At 41.4% G+C, this 19,031-nt stretch carries 18 protein-coding genes; 7 read left to right on the top strand and 11 right to left on the bottom strand.

The window, feature by feature from the left end; translation table 11 throughout:
• Positions 1-7 precede the first annotated feature (7 nt).
• The 3 genes from narJ to BM095_RS12000 are packed head-to-tail and all read right to left on the bottom strand — an operon-like array spanning position 8 to position 5,760.
• Positions 8-553: a nitrate reductase molybdenum cofactor assembly chaperone gene (gene narJ / locus BM095_RS12010; RefSeq protein ID WP_091662098.1), complete on the bottom strand. Its 546-nt coding sequence runs from the start codon at positions 551-553 to the stop codon at positions 8-10.
• Positions 540-2,087 (bottom strand): nitrate reductase subunit beta, encoded by a 1,548-nt coding sequence (narH, locus tag BM095_RS12005; protein WP_091662096.1) that lies wholly within the window; start codon positions 2,085-2,087, stop codon positions 540-542. The genes narJ and narH overlap by 14 nt, the downstream gene beginning before the upstream one ends.
• Positions 2,077-5,760: a nitrate reductase subunit alpha gene (locus BM095_RS12000; protein ID WP_091662093.1), complete on the bottom strand. Its 3,684-nt coding sequence runs from the start codon at positions 5,758-5,760 to the stop codon at positions 2,077-2,079. The genes narH and BM095_RS12000 overlap by 11 nt, the downstream gene beginning before the upstream one ends.
• 281 nt (positions 5,761-6,041) lie before the next feature.
• Here BM095_RS12000 and BM095_RS16605 point away from each other — a divergent pair, with 281 nt between their 5' ends.
• Genes BM095_RS16605 through BM095_RS11990 form a run of 3 tightly spaced genes read left to right on the top strand, consistent with a single transcriptional unit; the run spans position 6,042 to position 6,895 of the window.
• Positions 6,042-6,179: a hypothetical protein gene (locus BM095_RS16605; RefSeq protein WP_177194799.1), complete on the top strand. Its 138-nt coding sequence runs from the start codon at positions 6,042-6,044 to the stop codon at positions 6,177-6,179.
• Positions 6,172-6,669, top strand: coding sequence for a hypothetical protein (locus BM095_RS11995; protein WP_407639167.1), 498 nt, complete (start codon positions 6,172-6,174; stop codon positions 6,667-6,669). Before BM095_RS16605 ends, BM095_RS11995 begins: the two co-directional genes overlap by 8 nt.
• The gene (locus tag BM095_RS11990) at positions 6,656-6,895 is read left to right on the top strand and encodes a respiratory nitrate reductase subunit gamma (RefSeq protein WP_407639166.1); all 240 of its coding nucleotides are present in this window, start codon (positions 6,656-6,658) and stop codon (positions 6,893-6,895) included. The genes BM095_RS11995 and BM095_RS11990 overlap by 14 nt, the downstream gene beginning before the upstream one ends.
• A 137-nt stretch (positions 6,896-7,032) precedes the next feature.
• Here BM095_RS11990 and menA read toward each other — a convergent pair whose 3' ends face one another.
• Positions 7,033-7,947 carry a 1,4-dihydroxy-2-naphthoate octaprenyltransferase gene (gene menA / locus BM095_RS11985; protein WP_177194798.1) on the bottom strand — a complete coding sequence of 305 codons (915 nt, stop codon included), beginning with the start codon at positions 7,945-7,947 and terminating at the stop codon, positions 7,033-7,035.
• Between the two features lie 29 nt (positions 7,948-7,976).
• Positions 7,977-8,474 (bottom strand): hypothetical protein, encoded by a 498-nt coding sequence (locus BM095_RS11980; RefSeq protein ID WP_091662085.1) that lies wholly within the window; start codon positions 8,472-8,474, stop codon positions 7,977-7,979.
• Positions 8,475-8,646: 172 nt separating this feature from the next.
• Here BM095_RS11980 and BM095_RS11975 point away from each other — a divergent pair, with 172 nt between their 5' ends.
• Positions 8,647-9,114, top strand: a complete 468-nt coding sequence (locus BM095_RS11975; protein WP_177194797.1) for a flavodoxin — start codon at positions 8,647-8,649, stop codon at positions 9,112-9,114.
• A 221-nt stretch (positions 9,115-9,335) separates the two neighbouring features.
• On the opposite strand, the gene BM095_RS11970 is transcribed toward BM095_RS11975, so the two are convergent.
• A complete protein-coding gene (locus tag BM095_RS11970; RefSeq protein ID WP_091662079.1) occupies positions 9,336-10,022 on the bottom strand; it encodes a Crp/Fnr family transcriptional regulator in 687 nt (228 codons plus the stop codon).
• A 150-nt stretch (positions 10,023-10,172) separates the two neighbouring features.
• Between BM095_RS11970 and BM095_RS11965 the strand changes: the two genes are divergently transcribed.
• Positions 10,173-10,760: a cysteine dioxygenase family protein gene (locus tag BM095_RS11965; protein WP_177194796.1), complete on the top strand. Its 588-nt coding sequence runs from the start codon at positions 10,173-10,175 to the stop codon at positions 10,758-10,760.
• A gap of 52 nt (positions 10,761-10,812) precedes the next feature.
• On the opposite strand, the gene BM095_RS11960 is transcribed toward BM095_RS11965, so the two are convergent.
• The gene (locus BM095_RS11960; RefSeq protein WP_091662074.1) at positions 10,813-11,919 is read right to left on the bottom strand and encodes a 5-methyltetrahydropteroyltriglutamate--homocysteine S-methyltransferase; all 1,107 of its coding nucleotides are present in this window, start codon (positions 11,917-11,919) and stop codon (positions 10,813-10,815) included.
• 214 nt (positions 11,920-12,133) lie between these two features.
• Between BM095_RS11960 and BM095_RS11955 the strand changes: the two genes are divergently transcribed.
• Positions 12,134-12,622: a metallophosphoesterase family protein gene (locus BM095_RS11955; protein ID WP_091662071.1), complete on the top strand. Its 489-nt coding sequence runs from the start codon at positions 12,134-12,136 to the stop codon at positions 12,620-12,622.
• Between the two features lie 122 nt (positions 12,623-12,744).
• Positions 12,745-13,929 (top strand): aminotransferase-like domain-containing protein, encoded by a 1,185-nt coding sequence (locus BM095_RS11950; protein WP_091662069.1) that lies wholly within the window; start codon positions 12,745-12,747, stop codon positions 13,927-13,929.
• 62 nt (positions 13,930-13,991) lie between these two features.
• Here BM095_RS11950 and BM095_RS11945 read toward each other — a convergent pair whose 3' ends face one another.
• From BM095_RS11945 to BM095_RS11925, 4 genes are all read right to left on the bottom strand, one after another.
• Positions 13,992-15,047, bottom strand: a complete 1,056-nt coding sequence (locus BM095_RS11945; protein WP_091662066.1) for an exonuclease domain-containing protein — start codon at positions 15,045-15,047, stop codon at positions 13,992-13,994.
• Positions 15,048-15,404: 357 nt separating this feature from the next.
• Positions 15,405-16,673 carry a cytosine deaminase gene (gene codA / locus BM095_RS11935; RefSeq protein WP_091662062.1) on the bottom strand — a complete coding sequence of 423 codons (1,269 nt, stop codon included), beginning with the start codon at positions 16,671-16,673 and terminating at the stop codon, positions 15,405-15,407.
• A gap of 3 nt (positions 16,674-16,676) precedes the next feature.
• On the bottom strand, positions 16,677-17,945 hold the full coding sequence (gene codB, locus BM095_RS11930; RefSeq protein WP_091662059.1) for a cytosine permease: 1,269 nt from the start codon (positions 17,943-17,945) through the stop codon (positions 16,677-16,679).
• Positions 17,946-18,351: 406 nt separating this feature from the next.
• Complete coding sequence (locus BM095_RS11925) at positions 18,352-19,017, bottom strand: cyclase family protein (RefSeq protein WP_091662057.1); 666 nt, start codon at positions 19,015-19,017, stop codon at positions 18,352-18,354.
• Positions 19,018-19,031 lie beyond the last annotated feature (14 nt).

Below are 19,031 nucleotides of genomic sequence, written 5' to 3'. Positions count from 1 at the left end.
TCCTCCCTTATACAGTTTTTTCTTCCATTTTTTCTCGAACAGCCACGAACTGATCAAGGGTCTCTAGAAGTGCTGCTACTACATAAGCATAGGGGGATTGCTGATCCCGTAGCTTGTCGTATAGTGTATCCATTGGTTTTTTGTGGATGTAATATAATTTGTGTACAAACTCATCCTCCGCTTCCGTGAAAAATTCAAGCACAAGAGGAAGGTAATCAGGCAGCTCATCATTAGAAATATAAAATCCGGCTTTCGCAAATTCTAATTTTAATTTTACAAAGCCAAGTCCGCGTTCACGCTGTTCTCCAAAAACATCATATGTCAAATATAGAGAACAGTCTTTGCTAAAATCAAACTGTTTCACATAGTTTTCTCCGTATTCTAACCATGTGGTAGATAATACGTAATCCCAAAACAATTGCAGGTTTGTTTTCGGGGAACCGTCAGGCAATTCGGCGATGAATTGCCCGACTTCCTCCTGTTGATACCACTCTTTGTCTGGATAGGCTAGAAATAAGGAAGACAATTTCCAAATCTGTCTATTGACGTCCATCTGTACTACCTCCTGCTAGATCTCCCCAGTAAGCATCACTAAATTCATAAGGGTCTTTCCAGTCGCCACTTGCGGCACATGAGGAGCATCCTTCCATAAAGTCAAAGCCTGCTTGTCCTTGGTGAGCAAACATATTTTCAGCTTCTTCCCGATGAGCTTTCGGTATGACGTAACGATCACCATACTTAGCGATAGCTTGCAGTTCATACATATCTCTTGCCATTTCCTCTGTGACTCCCATTTCGTCGATAAGACGTGTATCGGGTTCTTGTCCGAGATCAATACTTCTCATATACGTACGCATGGCTACCAGCTTCTTCAGAACCGTAGAAACGACTTCTGTGTCACCAGCGGTTAACAAGTTAGCGAGATATTCAATAGGGATTCGGAATTGATCAATAGCTGGGAATACCACTTCAGGTGACAAAGAGTTAAAATGACCATTAAATGCGTCTACAATTGGACTTAGCGGAGGAATATACCAAACCATAGGCATAGTACGATATTCTGGATGGAGAGGAAGGGCTATTTTTTGCTCGCAAGCGAGTTTATAGACAGGAGATTCCTGTGCTGCTTCAATCCAATCCTCCGGAATACCATCTTTTTTTGCTTGCTCAATAACGTCAGGATCATTCGGGTCCAAAATTAAGTCCAATTGAGCTTCATAAAGATCTTGATCATTTGGTACGGAAGCTGCTTCTTTCACCCGGTCTGCATCATACAATACGATACCGATATAGCGGATACGTCCTACACACGTGTCGGAACAAATTGTTGGATCTCCATTTTCGATTCGAGGGAAACAGAACGTACACTTTTCTGCTTTTTGTGTATGCCAGTTAAAATAAACTTTTTTATATGGGCAGCCAGTCATACAATAGCGCCAGCTTCGGCAAGCATCCTGATCAACGAGGACAATACCATCTTCCTCTCGCTTATACATAGCTCCAGAAGGACAGGAGGCGACGCAGGAAGGGTTCACGCAATGTTCGCAGATCCGCGGAAGATACATCATGAAAGCTTGTTCAAATTCAAACTTTACATCATCTTCAATACCGCGCATGTTAGGGTCTCTTTTCCCCGTTTCATGGACACCTGCTAAGTCATCTTCCCAGTTAGGTCCCCACAAAATTTCCATGTATTCTCCAGTAAGCTGTGACTGAGGTCGAGCTACAGGCTGATGGTTTTTTTCAGGACTGTGAATCAAATGGTCGTAGTCGTACGTCCAGGGTTCGTAATAATCGTCGATGTCTAGGAGGTCTGGGTTATAGAAAATATTTAATAACTTATTTGCTTTGCCGCCTGCTTTGAGGGATAGTTCCCCCTTTCTCATTTCCCAGCCGCCTTTGTTTTTCTCTTGATTTTCCCATTCTTTTGGGTACCCGATGCCTGGTTTTGTCTCAACATTGTTCCACCACATATATTCAGCGCCTCTACGGTTGGTCCATGTGTTGTTACATGTAACACTACAAGTATGACAACCTATACACTTATCTAAATTCATAACCATTCCAAATTGTGCTTTAATCCTCAAGCCAATCCACCTCACTTCGATCCATTCGTCTGATCTGTACTTGTTCATCACGCTGGTTACCCGTTGGTCCATAATAATTGAACCCATAGCTCAGTTGAGCGTAACCGCCGATCATTTGAGTTGGTTTAATATGAATCCTCGTTGGACTGTTAAATGTTCCACCACGATCTTTCGTGATTCGGGAGCCAGGAACGTTAATCAATCGGTCCTGAACGTGATACATAAATGCTACACCACGTGGCAGACGGTGACTTGTAACGGCCCTTGCAACGACTACTCCATTCCGGTTGTACATTTCCAGCCAGTCATTGTCATGGATTCCCGCTTCTTCTGCATCCAGATTGTTCATCCACACATGAGGGCCACCGCGAAATAGAGTGAGCATAGGGAGCGTGTCATAATAGGTGCTATGGTAAGACCATTTGTAGTGTGGTGTTAAATAGCGAAGCGTGATCTCTTTTCTGTCTGTTTCCGGCCGATTGTCTTCTGTGTAGAAGGAAGCTTTTTTAAGTGGCGGCTTAAAAATTGGTAATTCCTCGCCAAATTCCAGCATTGTTTCATGATCTAAATAAAAATGCTGCCTTCCTGTTAAAGTCCGCCATGGCACTAGGCGTTCCACATTTGTGCTAAATGGAGAATACCTGCGGTTTTTTGTTGTTGAACCGCTGAATACAGGTGATGATATGACATGGCGTGGTTGGGCTGTTATGTCATCAAAAGTGATGTGTTCTTCCGTGCGCTCCTCGGCTAAATCACTCAACTTCTGCCCTGTTTTATCCTCCATTTGTTTCCAAGCTTTTTTGGCAAGTGAACCATTTGTTGTACTAGACAGGGCCAGAATGGCTTCTGCTGCATCTTTATCATTGTATAATGCAGGGTATTCGGAATAGTGGGTCGACTTCCTGGATGGTCCTAGCATGTTCAATAATTTTTCGTATTCTTCTTTTGCTTCCCACGTGATGCCTTTTCCTCCGATGGCATCCTTAACTTTCGGACCTAGGGTAATAAATTTGTCATAAACCTTTGTGAATTCCCTCTCTATGATGTTAATTTTCGGAAAGTTAACTCCTGGAACAGGTTTCTCGTTACGTTCTTTCCAGTCAGGAATGTGTCCAAACGTTTGAGCAATTTCGTCTGGCGAATCATGCATCAATGGACTTGCAACAGCATCATACACTTTTTCAGGAAAGTGTCCTTTCGCCATTTCTGAGAACTTCTTCGCGAGGTGTTTAAAGATATCCCAATCCGATCTGCTCTCCCAAGGTGGTGTAATAGCTTCGTTAAACGGATGAACGAAAGGGTGCATATCGGTGGAGCTTAAATCGTACTTCTCGTACCACGTGGCGGCCGGTAATACAATATCCGAGTATAAACCTGTACCTGACATTCTAAAGTCAAGGTTTACTAAAAGGTCTAATTTTCCAGTAGCTGACGGAATATCTAAATTGATTTCTGTTGTTTCTAAATCTTCTTCTTCACTGCTGAATGTGTGTCCATGAGTACCTAATAGGTGTTTTAAGAAATATTCATGACCTTTCGCAGAGCTACCAATAAGGTTCGCTCTCCAAACGAACATTGTTTTAGGAAAATTGACCGGATCGTTTGGTGATTCAATCGCAAAATCCATTTCGTTGTTCGAGACAGCCTCTGATATGTTAGCTGTGGTCTCATTTGGCGTGTTCTTGCTGTCATGCAGTGTGATTGGATTTTTATTAAATTGCGGGTAGGAAGGAAGCCAGCCAAGCCGTGCGGCAAGAACATTGTAATCAGCAAGATTTTGATACTTATATGTGTCTTCGAGAGGAGATGCTAAATCTCTCGTTTTTTGCTCTTCGTATTTCCATTGTTCGGTTGCAAAATAGAAAAAAGATGTACCGTTTTGGAGACGGGCTGGGCCTCCCCAATCGCGAGCCATAGCTACGTTCTGCCAACCTTCATACGGTCTTACTTTTTCTTGTCCGACATAATGTGCCCATCCTCCGCCGTTTACGCCTTGGGAACCTGTAAGCAATACGAGGTTTAAAATGGCACGGTAAATCGTGTCTGAATGGTACCAGTGGTTGATCCCAGACCCCATGACAATCATAGAGCGTCCTTTGCTGTCAATTGCATTTTGAGCAAATTCACGAGCAATTTGTGCAACAAGACCTTGTCCGACGCCCGTATATTTCTCCTGCCAGGCTGGAGTGTATGGCCGGTCTTCCTCGTAACGACGTGACGGCACTTTTTTCCCAGTGAAGTCACGTTCGATTCCACTTTGAGCACACATTAAATCGAAAACGGTTGTAACAAGAGTTGAACCGCTTTCAGATGATATTTTTTTAACAGGCACCGTATTTTTATATACACGATTGTCATCCTGTTCAAAAGAAGCCATGCAAATTTCTTCTACACTGTCTTCGTGGCCTGCAAGAGTAAGAACAGGAGAAATATGTTCTAGGTTATTGATAACGTCACTCTGTTGAAGATTCCAATTTTTCTCACCATCCCACCGGTGGCCGATTGACCCATTTGGAACAGCAAAGGACGATGCATCTTTATCATAAACAACGGTTTTCCATTCACCTTTACCGGTATCCATTCCCAAGTCACTCGCACGCAGAAAACGATCTGCTTTCCAGCCATGTTTCGTTTCTTTCAAGGTAATAAGGTATGGTAAATCTGTATATTGTTTGGCGTATTGATCGAAGTAAGGAACATGTTGCTCGAGATAAAATTCTTGAAGAATGACATGGGTCATGGCCATAGCGATGGCGCCATCCATACCTGCTTGTACCGGCAGCCAGTCATCTGCGAACTTTACGAATTCAGCATAATCCGGACTAACAGCGACAACTTTTGTACCTTTGTAACGTGCTTCTACCATGAAATGGGAGTCAGGGGTTCTGGTTTGTGGCAGATTGGACCCCCAAATCATTAAGTAACTCGAATTGTACCAGTCAGAGCTTTCGGGTACGTCCGTTTGTTCTCCCCACACTTGCGGCGAGGCAGGAGGCAGATCCGCATACCAGTCATAAAAGCTTAAAAGGGCACCGCCAATCAAATTAAGAAAACGCGCGCCACCAGCGTAACTCACCATCGACATCGCTGGAATAGGGGAAAAACCAAAAATACGGTCCGGTCCATACTCTTGGATTGTATGAATGAGTTGAGCAGAGATAAGAGTTTCAATTTCTTTCCAATCAGCGCGGACAAATCCTCCTTTTCCGCGTGCTTTTTTATAGCGGTTTGTTTGTTCAGGATCAGAAATAATAGATTCCCAGGCTTTCACTGGATCTTTTTCTGCGGAGAGAGCGCTGCGCCATACTTGAAGTAAGGCACTGCGGATATAAGGGTAACGAACACGTTGTGGACTGTATGTATACCAGGAGAAACTGGCCCCCCTGGGACAGCTGCGAGGTTCGTATTCAGGCATTCCCGGTCCTGTACTCGGATAGTCCGTCTGCTGGGTTTCCCAAGTTATGATCCCGTCTTTTACATGGATATTCCAGCTGCATGATCCTGTACAGTTGACACCGTGAGTAGAGCGAACTACTTTATCATGCTGCCACCTTTCACGATAGTACTTTTCGGTAGTTCGTGGTTTTGGAGACATTTCGCTATGTTCCGTTTCTGTGTCTGTTTTTCCTAAGAACTTTAATTTTTGCAAAAACGGAGGTGTCTTCTTTTTCACAGCTACAACTCCTTCCTTAATATGCATTGAAAGTACCTATTTTGGAAAAGTTAACACATATTGGTAAATGGATGGCTCAATGCCCGTATTCCACAGCGCTGGCTTACTTAAACGTACTTTTTGTTTTTACACATTTTTTTGAAACCCAAGAAAGTAGCTATTTCAGAAATACAGTATCAGAAATACATTCAAGCGAACATTGTGGAAGATACACCTTTACGCTTTTCTAACTGTTTTTTAAGAGAATATATGGAATTAGTGAAGGGGAAACATTAGAAAGGTTGATTCTTGTAGCAGCCAATGCTCCCAAGTGGAAAGTATTTAGTGAAGAGCTAAACATAAACGAAGGAGCTATTCGTTTCACAGGTGAATCATTTAACCCGCTAAATCAAGATTTTGGAGGAGGCGGTGATGAGTAAGATGGATAATAAGTTTTTCATGCGTCTAAAACATTTAAAGCGTGGGGAGCGCATTAATGATAGCTGGACAGAAGAAAGTCCTTGGAAGCGTGAATGGGAGGATTTGTATCGACGTCGCTGGCAATTTGATAAAGTCGTCCACTCTGAACTATACTGGGTCTTGCAGTTGGAAAATTTATGTGAAAGACGGCATTATCACGACAGAAACACAACAAACGGATTATCCACAACTGGCAGTGTTTTTTCTGAGTATGAACCGAGAGGATGTCCGCGGGGGCTAGTTTTTCCTGGCACATATAGTCCAATTAGGGTAAAGCATCCGTATATTCGCAGCGATTTAGACGAGCTATGGAAGAGTGAGTTGGATGAAGGGAAAGATCCTGTCAGCGCTTGGGAAAATATCGTTACGGATCCTGACAAGAGAGAACAATATGTGAAAGCAAACGTGGGGAAGGCGCATAGCTCACCATGGCACCGTGATCGCCTATGAATACCGTACGACAATAGGTCCGTGGTTTCGAAGTCTGTTTATTTTTCAGCCTCAATACCAATTGATGAATGGTGTTCCATTCATCTTTCAAGTACACGTCGTAACAGCTTTTTTGCTATTCGCAGCAATACCGTTCACAAAATTGGTTCATATGTTTAGTGTGCCAGTGCGTTATCCAACACGTGCTCCGCAACAATACAGGTCTCGCGCTGCTTATAAAAAGTGAATCTCTGCGGGTAGGTGTTGCACCTCGTTTGATAACAAGTCACTTGAAGGAGAAGCCAATTTCAGAATGAGTCAGTTCTAGAAAGAAATTGGCTTCTCTTTGATAAACAATGTAACTCCCCTGAAATGCACATTTATTTAAAATAAAACAGCTCCAAACCATATTCCTCCTGCCAACAACAGTCCGAACATCCAATGATGATAAGCTGCAATTTTCATGGCTTGTATTTCATGTTCCCTCGAATTATTAGGTCGGAAAGACCAAACTAAACGTATAGCCAGTGGAATGGCGAGAATAACGAGCAACGACAATACAGGGATAATTCGTAAAAATATCCCTGTAAAAACGAGCGCGTAAGTGACAGTTAGTAAAATAGAAAGTAAAACAACGGATAATTGCTTACCGAGTTTAATAGGAATAGTGACCCGAAACGGTTTATCTTTTTTGATGTCCCTTATATTGTTTGTAAGAATCATAGTGGCAATTAAAAAAGCAAAAGTAAGTGATATGGTGAAAACATCTAAACCGGGTCCGTGACCTTGAATAGAGTAGGCAATAGTAAACGGAAGCACTCCCAAGAAGATGGAAGCAGTAAGTTCACCCATACCGAAAGAAGCCAGCGGTCGCGGCCCGGCAGAATAAAAAATACCTGCGGTCATGCCAAGTATGCCTACGATGATTAGCCAAGGGGAAGTCAGAAAAGCAAGTCGTAATCCAATAAGTAGAGCAATAAATAGCAATAGAATGGCTGCAGCTTTCATTTTGTTTGGAGAGATTCCTTGAATGGAGTAAATTTGATTACTGGATGTCCATTTTTCTTTATCTTGTCCATGTTGAAAGTCGTAATAATCATTACATATATTAACAGAAACTTGGATGAGAAGAAGGGCAATTAAAAACGTAAGGAAGGTGATGATATCAATAGAGCCTTTCTGAAAAGCAAAACCCGTTCCCGCAAGTACTGGCGTAACAGTACCAGTTAGTGTGAGAGGTCGTACAAGTTGCTTCCATGAGTGGCGATAGATAAATTTGTTAGAACGAATAGATGGCATGAAGATTCCCTCCTCATCAATAGAAAGATTTACAAGAGGACCATGAGGAATAAAATGAAAATAAAACCTGCAATCTCTACAGAGGCAAGACATGCGGCAAACAATAGACTTCGCCGTAAGGGAGTGATATTGCCATTACTGGCGAGCGTCCATAAATGATTTTTCATAAGCACATTCATCGTTGTTTTGTAGCTTACGGCAGCTCCCCATACTAGGGAGAAACTGGCAATCAGAAAAGCGGCCAGCCATTTCTGTCCATAGGCAGTACCCCAAACATCTGACCACGTATGAATAGGGCCTAGTACTGTACCTAATAGGAATCCAGTCAAGATTACAGCGATTCCTTCCACTATAAAAAGCGGATGGCTTCTCTTCATCACGGCAGCCAGTACTTTTTTCTGCTGGATATAAGGAAGGGAGGCTACAGCAGGATAGACCCCCCACCCTACAAACATAACCCCGCCTACCCACATTATTGCAAAAAATATATGAACTCCAAGCGTTAGTTGATAGAGTGTCCAAACCATACGTTTTCCCCCTCTTTTAAAAAGGATGTATCTTTAGGATAGAAACAAAAGAGGGAGAAAACATTGATCCATATCAAATAAAATAATCGGGTATTTTTGATCTATGTCAAAGAAAAACATATCTCCTCCAGCCATAATAAAGAAAGATAGGATTCATGAAGGGGGAAGATGGATGAGTAAAGTATGTATTGTTTTTGCGAGTATGACAGGTAACACTGAGGAAATCAAAGAAATATTGGTAAATACAATCAGCAAGTATACAGAAGTGGATGTTTATGAAATGGATATGGTAGGGGTAGATGTTATAGAAGACTATGATTATGTTTTGATCGGCTCTTACACGTACGATGACGGGGATATTCCATTTGAAGCGGAAGACTTTTACGAAGAACTGGAAGGTCTTGATTTATCGGGGAAGTATGCTTCATGTTTTGGAAGCGGGGATACCCTATACGTAGATTTTTGCAATGCCGCCGTGTTGTTTGAAGAAAGAGTAATAGAGCAGGGAGGCGTCATCATAGAACCTGCGTTGAAAATTGAATTGTCCCCAAGTTATGATGACCAAAAAGAAAAGTGTGTACAATTTGCACAACGAGTCATTGAATATATGGGAGGTGGACAATCAAAGACTGCTAACTAATAAGGCTGGGGTCTGTATCAAAAGGTTAACAATCTGCTTTCCCTGTCGTCAGCAAAACGCATGCCGTTCGTAATTTCCTATGTTTATCTTTACCCTGCAGCTCAATAACTTTTTGATTACTTTCCGTTCATTTTCTAACTTAGCAAACATTCGATAGGTAACATGTACGATTAAACAGGAGCCTGAATACTAGCTATACCCCCTTTTGATACAGCTCCTTGCTATGAATGAGTGATCTGAAATAGAGATTCTTTCTCTAATAAGCGAATATGCCGGTGGCCTTTTTGGTTGATCCACCCCTTCTCTTGCATGGAAGAGAGCTTACGGCTTAATGTTTCCTGAGTGGTTCCCAAATAGGATGCAATATCTTTCTTGCTCATTGGAAGAACAATGTTGTTCGTATGTTGTTCTTCTGCCAAATCTAATAAATAAGAAGCTATACGAATTTCTGCATCTTGTGCACTTAACTGAGTCATCAATTTCTCCGCTTGACTCAAACGGTGACTGACTTCTTCGAGAACTTTCATTGAAATCTCCGGGTGCTTTGCTAAAATTTCCTGAAAATCTTCACGAGTGATCACACATAATTCAGTAGGTGAACTAGACTCGGCATAACTGTCATGTATATTTTTTGTGAATAAGGCTAATTCCCCCATAAAGTCTCCTGACTCAAGAATGCGAAGGAGTTGTTCTTTGCCATTTTCCATGAGCCGAGTAACCTTAACTTTCCCTTTATGTACAATATAGAGAAAGTTTTCCTCTTCTCCCGCGTGATAAATCATATCTCCTTTATCATAAGTTTGTACGTGACTTAAAGAAGCAATACGCTCCATTTCCTCGGTTTCTAAATTCTGAAAAATAGGGACGAGCTGAATGCAATGGGTTTTTAAATGGTGGCCTTCTGACATTGAATTCTCCTCCCGTTCAATTAATCTTCCCCTTTCATTGTATATGTTTGGAATGGTAATGAAAAGAAAAAGCAAAACCAAGGAAAAGATAGTATGAATGTTGAATAGTTTATGTAGTTAGGAGTCTTTTTGGAAAGGATGACACAAATAATGGAAATACAACAAGAAGTATTAGATCACTGGAAGCGTTTTGTGAAAGAAATTGAGGAAATCGTAACGTATCATACAGCAGAGGAAGAAATTACAGAACGCGTTTCCAAAAAATTAAAGTCATATTTGAACAGCGGTCTGTCCATACCTAATGAATATACACTGCCAAACCCTGATAAATATGTACTATATCCGTTATATATCGCCCCAGACGAAAGTTTTTCCATTTCATCTGCTGTCTGGGATGTGGGACAGTCGACACCAATTCACAATCATGGGGTATGGGGAGTGATTGGCATCGTCGACGGAAAAGAAAGAGAAGTACAATTCTTAGAGTCTCGTATAGAAGGGGGAGAACTAGATAAAGTAGGAGAAAGATTTTTACATAAAGGCGATGTGACTGTCTGCTGTAGTAAGGATCTAGATATACATAAGGTGAACTGTGCTTCGGATACACCGTGTATTGGTATTCATATCTATGGTGGCAATATTGGCACGAAACCTAGGTATGTTTACGACAGAGCATCTGGTGAAAAAAAGGAAGTTATCACCCCATGGTCGAAGTCACCATTAATATCTGAAATATAATAAAAAAAGAAAGGGCTGTAACTAAGACTAGCTTAGACAGCCCTCCATTTAGTTAAGCGTTCCAGACGTCGTTCGCAATTTCAACGGTATGACGCAGCTTGGCCCATTGTTCTTCTTCTGTTAGTAAGTTTCCTTCTTCAGTAGAAGCAAACCCACACTGTGGACTCACATTCAGTTGGTTCATTGGGACATAGTGAGAAGCCTCTTGAATACGTTGTTTCACTTCCTCTTTTTCTTCTAACGCCCCAGACTTCGATGTAATTAATCCTAATACGATTTGGAGATCGCTGCGTTTAATAAATCGAAGTGGCTCAAATCCACCGGCGCGGTCCGTATCGTACTCAAGAAAGAAACCATCAATTTTTAAATCCTCGAACAGTGTTTTCGCTACCGGCTCATAACCCCCGGAAGAAATCCAAGTAGAGCGAAAATTACCTCGACAAATATGCATTGTAATCTTCATATCATCCGGACGTTCGGAAATGGCTTTGTTAATAGTTTCTGCATACCTTTTTTTCATTTCTTCGGGGTCTTTTCCACGCTCTCTCAACTGCTTCAGCTGCTCCTCTGAACAAAAATATGCCCATGATGTATCATCTAGTTGCAAGTATCGACAGCCAGCCTCATAAAAGGCTTGTATAGCTTTTTTGTATGCTTCAGCAAGGTCAGTGAAAAAGTCCTCCTCGTTTTTATAAACAGTAGAATCAATCTCTCCTCGAAAGTGAAGCATACTCGGACTAGGTATCGTCATTTTAGCAGTATGCCGTCCAGCTGCTTTCTGTAAAAATGAAAAGTCTTCGAGCATAGGGTGATCAGTAAATCCTAGCTTACCAGTTACCTTTATAGCACGAGATTTGGTTTGCTTACCTTGGAATTGTATTCCATCTTCCGCGGTATAGCCTTCTACTCCGTCTAACCCCTCAAGGAAGTCAAAATGCCACCAGCCACGTCGTAATTCTCCATCTGTGACGGCTTGAAGTCCTGCCTTCTTTTGTTCTTCTACAATTCGGGTGATTTCTTCATCTTCGATAGTACGGAGATCAGCCCTCTCAATAAGACCTTTTTCAAAATCAGAACGGGCTTTTTTTATTCGTTCCGGGCGCAGTAAACTCCCTACGTGGTCTGCTCGGAATGGGGGTTGTTGAATTGGCTCAGTCATTGGTGATTCCCCTTTCTGTTACAATCTCTCCTTTAAAGAATACCAGACATGAAACGAAAAAGAAAAATCTTCTCATATTGGTATTTCTGATTAGAGGAAAAAAGTTTTGTTATAATGGCTTCCATATGCTTATCGTTTAGCACAGGCTTCACCAGTATGATGCAACATGCTGTGAAACTGCTGATTTATATTACTCTAGAGGAGAGGTGGTCATGTGAAAGTAGTAGTTTTATCTGACACCCATATGAATAAGCCTGAGAAAAGGCTGCCTGAGCGTTTAATCGTTGAACTAGAAACAGCAGATCTCATTATCCACGGTGGGGATTGGAAAATACCTGAAGTATATGAACAGTTAAAGCAGTATGGGACAGTGGAAGGAGTATACGGAAATGTGGACGGTGAAGATATTAGAGCTCTATTTCCCGCAAAAAAGGTGATTGAGCGAGAAGGATGGCGTATCGGTCTCATTCATGGTCATGGGGAAAAGAAAACGACAGAAAAACGAGTGACAGAGGCGTTCGAAGGAGAGAAACTGGATATGATCATTTTTGGTCATTCTCATCTTCCACTTCTTCGTTATTCAGGGAAAACAATGCTGTTTAATCCTGGATCACCGACTGATAAGCGCAGGTTGCCGTATTACTCTTTCGGGATATTAGAGTTTAATAATCAATTAAAGGCTGAGCACATTTTCTTTAAATAAAAAAATAAGATAGAGACAGATATCCGCAGGTAAGGCAAGATATGCTATAATTATAATATTATACATTTTATTTAATTCTGTTATCAGATAATTTGAATTAATTGTTAAGGTGGGAAATAGATATGAAGTACGGATTTGCAAAGCGTGTAACCCACATGCAATCGTCTGCTGTACGGGACATTTTAAAAGTGGTGAACAGAGGGGATGTTATTTCTTTTGCAGGTGGATTGCCGGATGAGAAACTATTCCCGATAGATGAGGTGAAAACTGCTTTTGATCAGGCAATGTCGTCTAGTCCGAAAGTAATGCAATATGGAGAAACAGAGGGCGTTCCAGCTCTGAGGGAACAATTGGCTGAAAGGATGGCTGTCAAAGAGATCCATCGTGATCCTGAAAATATTTTAATTACTTCTGGTTCACAACAGGCGATAGATTTATTTGCAAGAGTCATGTTTAACCCGGGGGATATTATTTTAACGGAAAATCCTACATACCTTGCAGCCTTACAGGTTTTTCAGTCGTATGAGGTGCAAGTTATCCCAGTCGAATCAGATGAGGATGGCATGATAGAAGAAGATTTAGAGACAAAGATTCAACAATATAAACCGAAATGCATTTATATTGTACCGACTTACTCGAATCCGGAAGGTAAAGTGTGGTCATTAGAACGCCGAAGGCTGCTGTTAAAGCTTGCGGAAAAGTACCATACCCTTATTTTTGAAGATGACCCTTATGGAGACATTCAATTTGATGAAGAGACCGTACCGCCAATTGCCTCATTGGATGATAATAAGTACGTCATGTATACGAGTACGTTTTCTAAAACCGTTGTCCCGGCAATGAGAACAGGCTGGATCACGGGTCCTCACCAAATTATTCGCATGATGTCGCAAGCTAAGCAGGCGACAGACTTACACACCAATTCACTAACACAGCATGCCCTTGTACATTTGCTGAGGGAATTTGATTTAGATGCGCATATCCATAAGTTGCAAAAAGTGTACAAAGAAAGAATGCACGTAATGAAAGATATATTCGATCGTGGCGGGGATACGTTACCTATTCGCTATAAAGTACCAAAAGGCGGTATGTTTTTCTGGGTAGCTATGCCCGAGTCTGTTAATACAAAAGAGTTGTTAAATCAGGCCGTGGATAATGGGGTAGCTTTTGTTCCTGGAGCTCCCTTCTATGTAAATAATCCCGCTCAAAACACAATGAGACTTAACTTCACTAATTCAGAACCGGAAGTAATCGAGGCAGGAATGAAACGATTAGTGGAAGTGATGAGTGAACCAATAATAGGATAAATGATTTATAGTTTAGGAGAGCTTTCCGGCACAGCGTCGGAAAGCTCTTCTTCCTATTTTTATCAGCTTTGAGGTAATGGAAAATCGATGGGGCGTTTCAATAGTTCTTTTAAATAATAATCTCCCCAGGGGTTTTTCTTTTGCAGTAAAGCAAGTGTCAGCTTGACGTCGTCTAGTGCGCGGTGTGTTTGATGGTTTGTAATACGGTGATAGTGACATAGGTCAACAAGTTTCCTCGTTTTAAAACCATATTGTTTCCATTGGATCCCTCGAACGGAACAGTGCCAAGGTTTGAACTGAGTAGATGGGAAATAGCGTTGAATAAAACCGCTGTCAAAGCCAGCATTATGAGCGATAATGAGATCAGATTGAGCAAATACTTTTTCAAAACGCTTGTACGTGATCTGCTTACCTTTTACGTCTTCGTCACGTATACCGTGAATGTTGGATACCCTTTCTGGTATCGGAAAACTAGGTTCATTCAATTCATTTAACTCCTCAATAACCTCCATTAGTTCTCCATTTCTTCGATTGATACGGACAAACATGACACCAATTTCTACAATTTCATCTTTTACTTTAGAGAGGCCTGTTGTTTCTACATCGACAAGGGCTGCCTTCATTCCAGGGTCTACCGAATGCTCTTCTGAGGAAAGGTGTAAGAACAAGCTGTCTTCTTTCCACTCTTTCCTAATGTTTTTACTGTTCGTTATGTACCATTCCAATGCTTTTTTGTCACATTGCAATCTCTCTCGAACCTCATCCACAGGCAAGCCTGGATCTTCTTGAAGACATGCAAACATATGATAGTGAACTTTCTCCATCTCATCTATTCTCTTCAAAACAGCCTGATATACATTGATATGATATGTTCCAGCCTTATATGCTTCGTCAGCAGTAACACGTGCGTTATCGAATTGATCCAACATGGCATAGGACTGGATAAGAATATCTCGGCAGGGGAGAAAACGGGGGATTTCCGTTATCTCGTTAGAATCTTCACGAAGTTGTTCCATTCCTCTCTTGCATAATTTAATAATATTTTCCAAATCATCAAAGGAGTGACGCTTCTCAATTTCAGAGTTTAAAAGTTGAAAATGCTCAGATGTGGAAGACATAATTTCTCCTCCCCAATAGTAATGCCTATATTTTACAGATGTATTTAATAAAAATCTATAATGAAAATCTATGTTAACTTAAGTCAGATACCACAAAATGGACAAAACGAGTCGGAGTGTCTCGCTAGAAGAGGGGTTGATCGAGCTAGGTGAATATAAACCAAGTTTAAAGCTAGGTTTAGCCATCAGAAAAATACTTTCCAAACCCTTGGACGATTTATTTTGGGAAGAATAAGAAAAAAACTTTGCCGAAATAGATAGAGGTTCGGCAAAGTTCTAAGCACCCGAATGGATTGGGAATGCTCGCTTTTATGTTATAAAGGGCGTGTCACTTAAAAGTCTCTAATCTGCTAAAAACTATGGTCTTTGGAAAGGAATAAGTTCTTGTTTATTAGGGGTGTGTATGAAAGTCTCTGCTGGTTTGGTATGCGATATCAAGCTTCCGTTTCGTATGGAATATAAAACAGGAGCTTGTCTCTGTATAGCTTCAAATTCATTTTCTGCACCTAGCACAATGAAATTCGCCGGTTTCCCTTCGGTGATGCCATATGACTCTTCTACCTGTAAAGTCCTAGCACTATTATTTGTAATAAGATCGAGAGCAGAATTAATTTCTTCATACCCCATTAAGTGAGAGACATGTATTCCCATATGGAGGACTTGAAGCATGTTTCCCGTTCCTAAGGGATACCATGGATCAGAAATGTTATCATGTCCAAAAGAAACGTTAATATCGGCTTCTAAAAGTTCTTTTACACGGGTGATACCACGACGTTTCGGATAAGAATCAAAACGGCCTTGTAAGTGAATGTTAATTAATGGGTTTGCGATAATGTTGATTTCTGCTTTCTGCAACAGGCGAAACAGCTTTGCTGTGTAAGCGTTGTTGTAAGAGTGCATAGCTGTAGTATGGCTTGCCGTCACTTGTTTTCCAAGTCCTGAACGAAGAGCTTCAGCTGCCACTACTTCTATAAAACGTGATTGCTCATCATCGGTTTCATCACAATGGATATCTACGGGGCGATTGTACTTTTGCGCTAGCTGGAAAGCTGTTCGTAAAGAGTCGACTCCATATTCTCGAGTAAATTCAAAGTGTGGAATTCCTCCCACTACGTCTGCTCCCATTCGCAGTGATTCCTCGAGAAGCTCCTCTCCTTGAGGGTATGACTGTATTCCTTCTTGTGGAAAAGCTACGATTTGTAGATCAAGATAATCACTCATTTCCTCCTTTAACTCAAGAAGGGTCTTTAACGCAATCAATTGGGGATCCGTGATATCTACATGCGTACGGACGAATTGAACTCCTTGGGCAGCTTGCCATTTCAAAGCTAACGTAGCGCGTTCTTTCACATCAGTGGCAGAAAGTGTTTCTCTCCGTTGGCTCCAGCGCTCGATTCCTTCAAACAACGTACCGCTCAGATTCCACTCCGGTTCTCCAGCCGTTAGTACAGAATCTAAATGTATGTGAGGATCGACAAAGGGAGGAATAACTAAGCTGCCGTTCGCATCAATAGTTTCTTCATTCTCTAGACTGATATTTGCTTCTATTTGTTGTATGGTTCCATCCTTAATTAGAAGGTCCCATAATCCTTTCTTATGGCGTAGACGAGCGTTTCTAATAAGCATCGATTATACCACCTTGTTATTTTCATTTGTTGGCATATCTGGTGTCATTGTGGAAGTCTTAAAAAGTTTCATTAATAACACATACGATATCGCAGAAGCAAGCAATGCATTAATGGGGGGAATTCCCGGCACAAATTGAGCTGACAATATTCCGATTCCCCAGGCAGAGAGAGCAGGCCACTTCACCGCTTTAAATGTTACTTCGTGAAACGCCCGATATTTCCCTTTATTCACTATAAAAAAGTCAGCTAAGATAATAGCCCCGATGGGAGGGAGAAAAGACCCTAAGAAGGTTAACCACCCGGTAAAATTATTATAGAGCCACATGGCAAACACAGTACCTATGACACCATTGAAAATAACTACTTTATTTTTGTGTATTTTGGTGATGTTCGAAAAGCCTAGACTGGAAGCATATAACGCATTGTCATTTGTCGTCCAAATGTTTAATCCTAATACAATGATAGCTGGGATAATAAGACCTTGAGTAAACATTACTTCAGAAATGTCAGATTCTCCTGTAGCAAGAGAACCGATGTACCCAAAAAAGAACATGAGAGAGTTACCGATAAAAAAAGCGATAAGAGTGGTGAGGACACCGGAGGACTTGTTTTTAGCAAAACGGGTAAAATCCGGGGTGAGAGTACCGGCGCTAATAAAGGAGCCAATACATATAGTGATGGCAGCAGCAATGCCAATCGTTTCCGCTGGTTCGTATTGAGCGAGTGCCTGCCATCCTCCAGCTGTGTCTGCAGCTCGAAATATGGAAAAGCTACCTAGGATGGTAATGGCGGGGACCGCGATGAAACTAAGAATAGCTAATGCTTTCATGCCGAAATAAGCTGTGGCTGTCATAAGAATTCCAGCAACGAAAATCAGTACGTACTCGTTGATGCCTGTAACAATTTGGACGGGGAGAGCGAACATGGCTGCTCCAACGCCAAACCAACCAACTTGTGTAGCTCCAAGCATAAAAGAAGAGAGGTAAGAACCTTTTTCACCAAAAGCATATCGAGCCAGCAAATGAGTAGAGAGCCCTGTCTTTGCAGCTATAAAAGCTAGAGCCCCGGTGTAGAGACCTAAAATGAGGTTACCGGCTAAGACAATAAGCAAAAACTGTGAAAGGGTAAGCCCCGTTCCGAGTTCTCCACCAGACCACATACTAGCAGAGAAAAATGTTAGCCCAAGCATTACGACGAGCATTCTCCAAAAGCCATGACGATTTGCAGCGGGAACAGCTTGCAGGGAAAACTCCTTGTCTTTCCGTTCCATCTTTCATCCTTCCTTTCAATAAAATAATATTGATAAGGCGTGTGACATGTGGATGCAATGTGAGCCGATAACACATGAAAATGACGAAGTGAAGGACTTACAAAGTGATCTCACGACAACGAAAATCAATCAAGCAGCTGACAGCATCCCCTCCTTTAGAATCTAAAAAAGGAAAAGTCCAGCGAGAATGGTATATTCTTCACTGGACTTTTCCTTCCAAGTGCATATAAATTACTCTCGGACCAGTCTTTATCTTAAGATAAACGGAACCCTAGAGAAATTCAAACTATTCAGTTATTAACTTGCTTATATTATAAAGTCTTCTTAGCAGGAATGCAATATATTATTTTTAATTTTGTAAAAATTTAATGAAAGAGTGGAGCCAGCAACCGCGAATGGAAAACCGTCACTGGCTTTGCGTTAGAGGTTCTATCAGTGCTACGGCCCGCACAGGTGATCCATCGAGCCCGGCAAGCTTTAAAGGAAGAGCAATAATGAAGGGATCTTTAACGTCCAATTGATCAAAGTTAGTAAAGTTTTCTCCGATAATGCCGTTTTTCGCTGTAATTGCTTCATGGCAAGCGAATGAATTTCCCGTGGGTGGATCAATATTTAACGCGTCAATGAAAAAGGTTCGTACACCCTTATCTAATAAGGCTGTTACTACCTCCTCTGTAATATATGGATGGTTAAAATATTTTTCTGTACCTAAATAGTGAGACCACCCTGTATAAAAAAGAGCAATTTTTCCCGGTCCTGCTTTTTCTATATCATCTTTAACTTCATTTAATGTAACGCCAGTCCCAGGTTTTTTTTCCGTGGCATTTATGATAAAACCTTTTCCCATGCACTGCTCTAATGGTGTTTCATCCATGCGATGACCATTTTCCATGATATGATAAGGGGAGTCGACGTGAGTTCCAGTATGTGATCCTATTTCCAATTTACTAACATTGTAGCCGTCATCTGTTATGGAAGCAGCAGAATAAATGGTAGGTTTAGGGTCACCTGGGAAGACGGGAGTGTCATTTGTGACAGGTATAGACAAGTCAATAACCTTAGAATAATTCAAGAGATATCCCTCCT

The organism is Alteribacillus iranensis, assembly GCF_900113025.1.
GTDB lineage: Bacteria > Bacillota > Bacilli > Bacillales > Marinococcaceae > Alteribacillus_A > Alteribacillus_A iranensis.
Note: the sequence above shows the minus strand (reverse complement) of the source record. Positions and strands in the feature narration are given on the sequence as shown.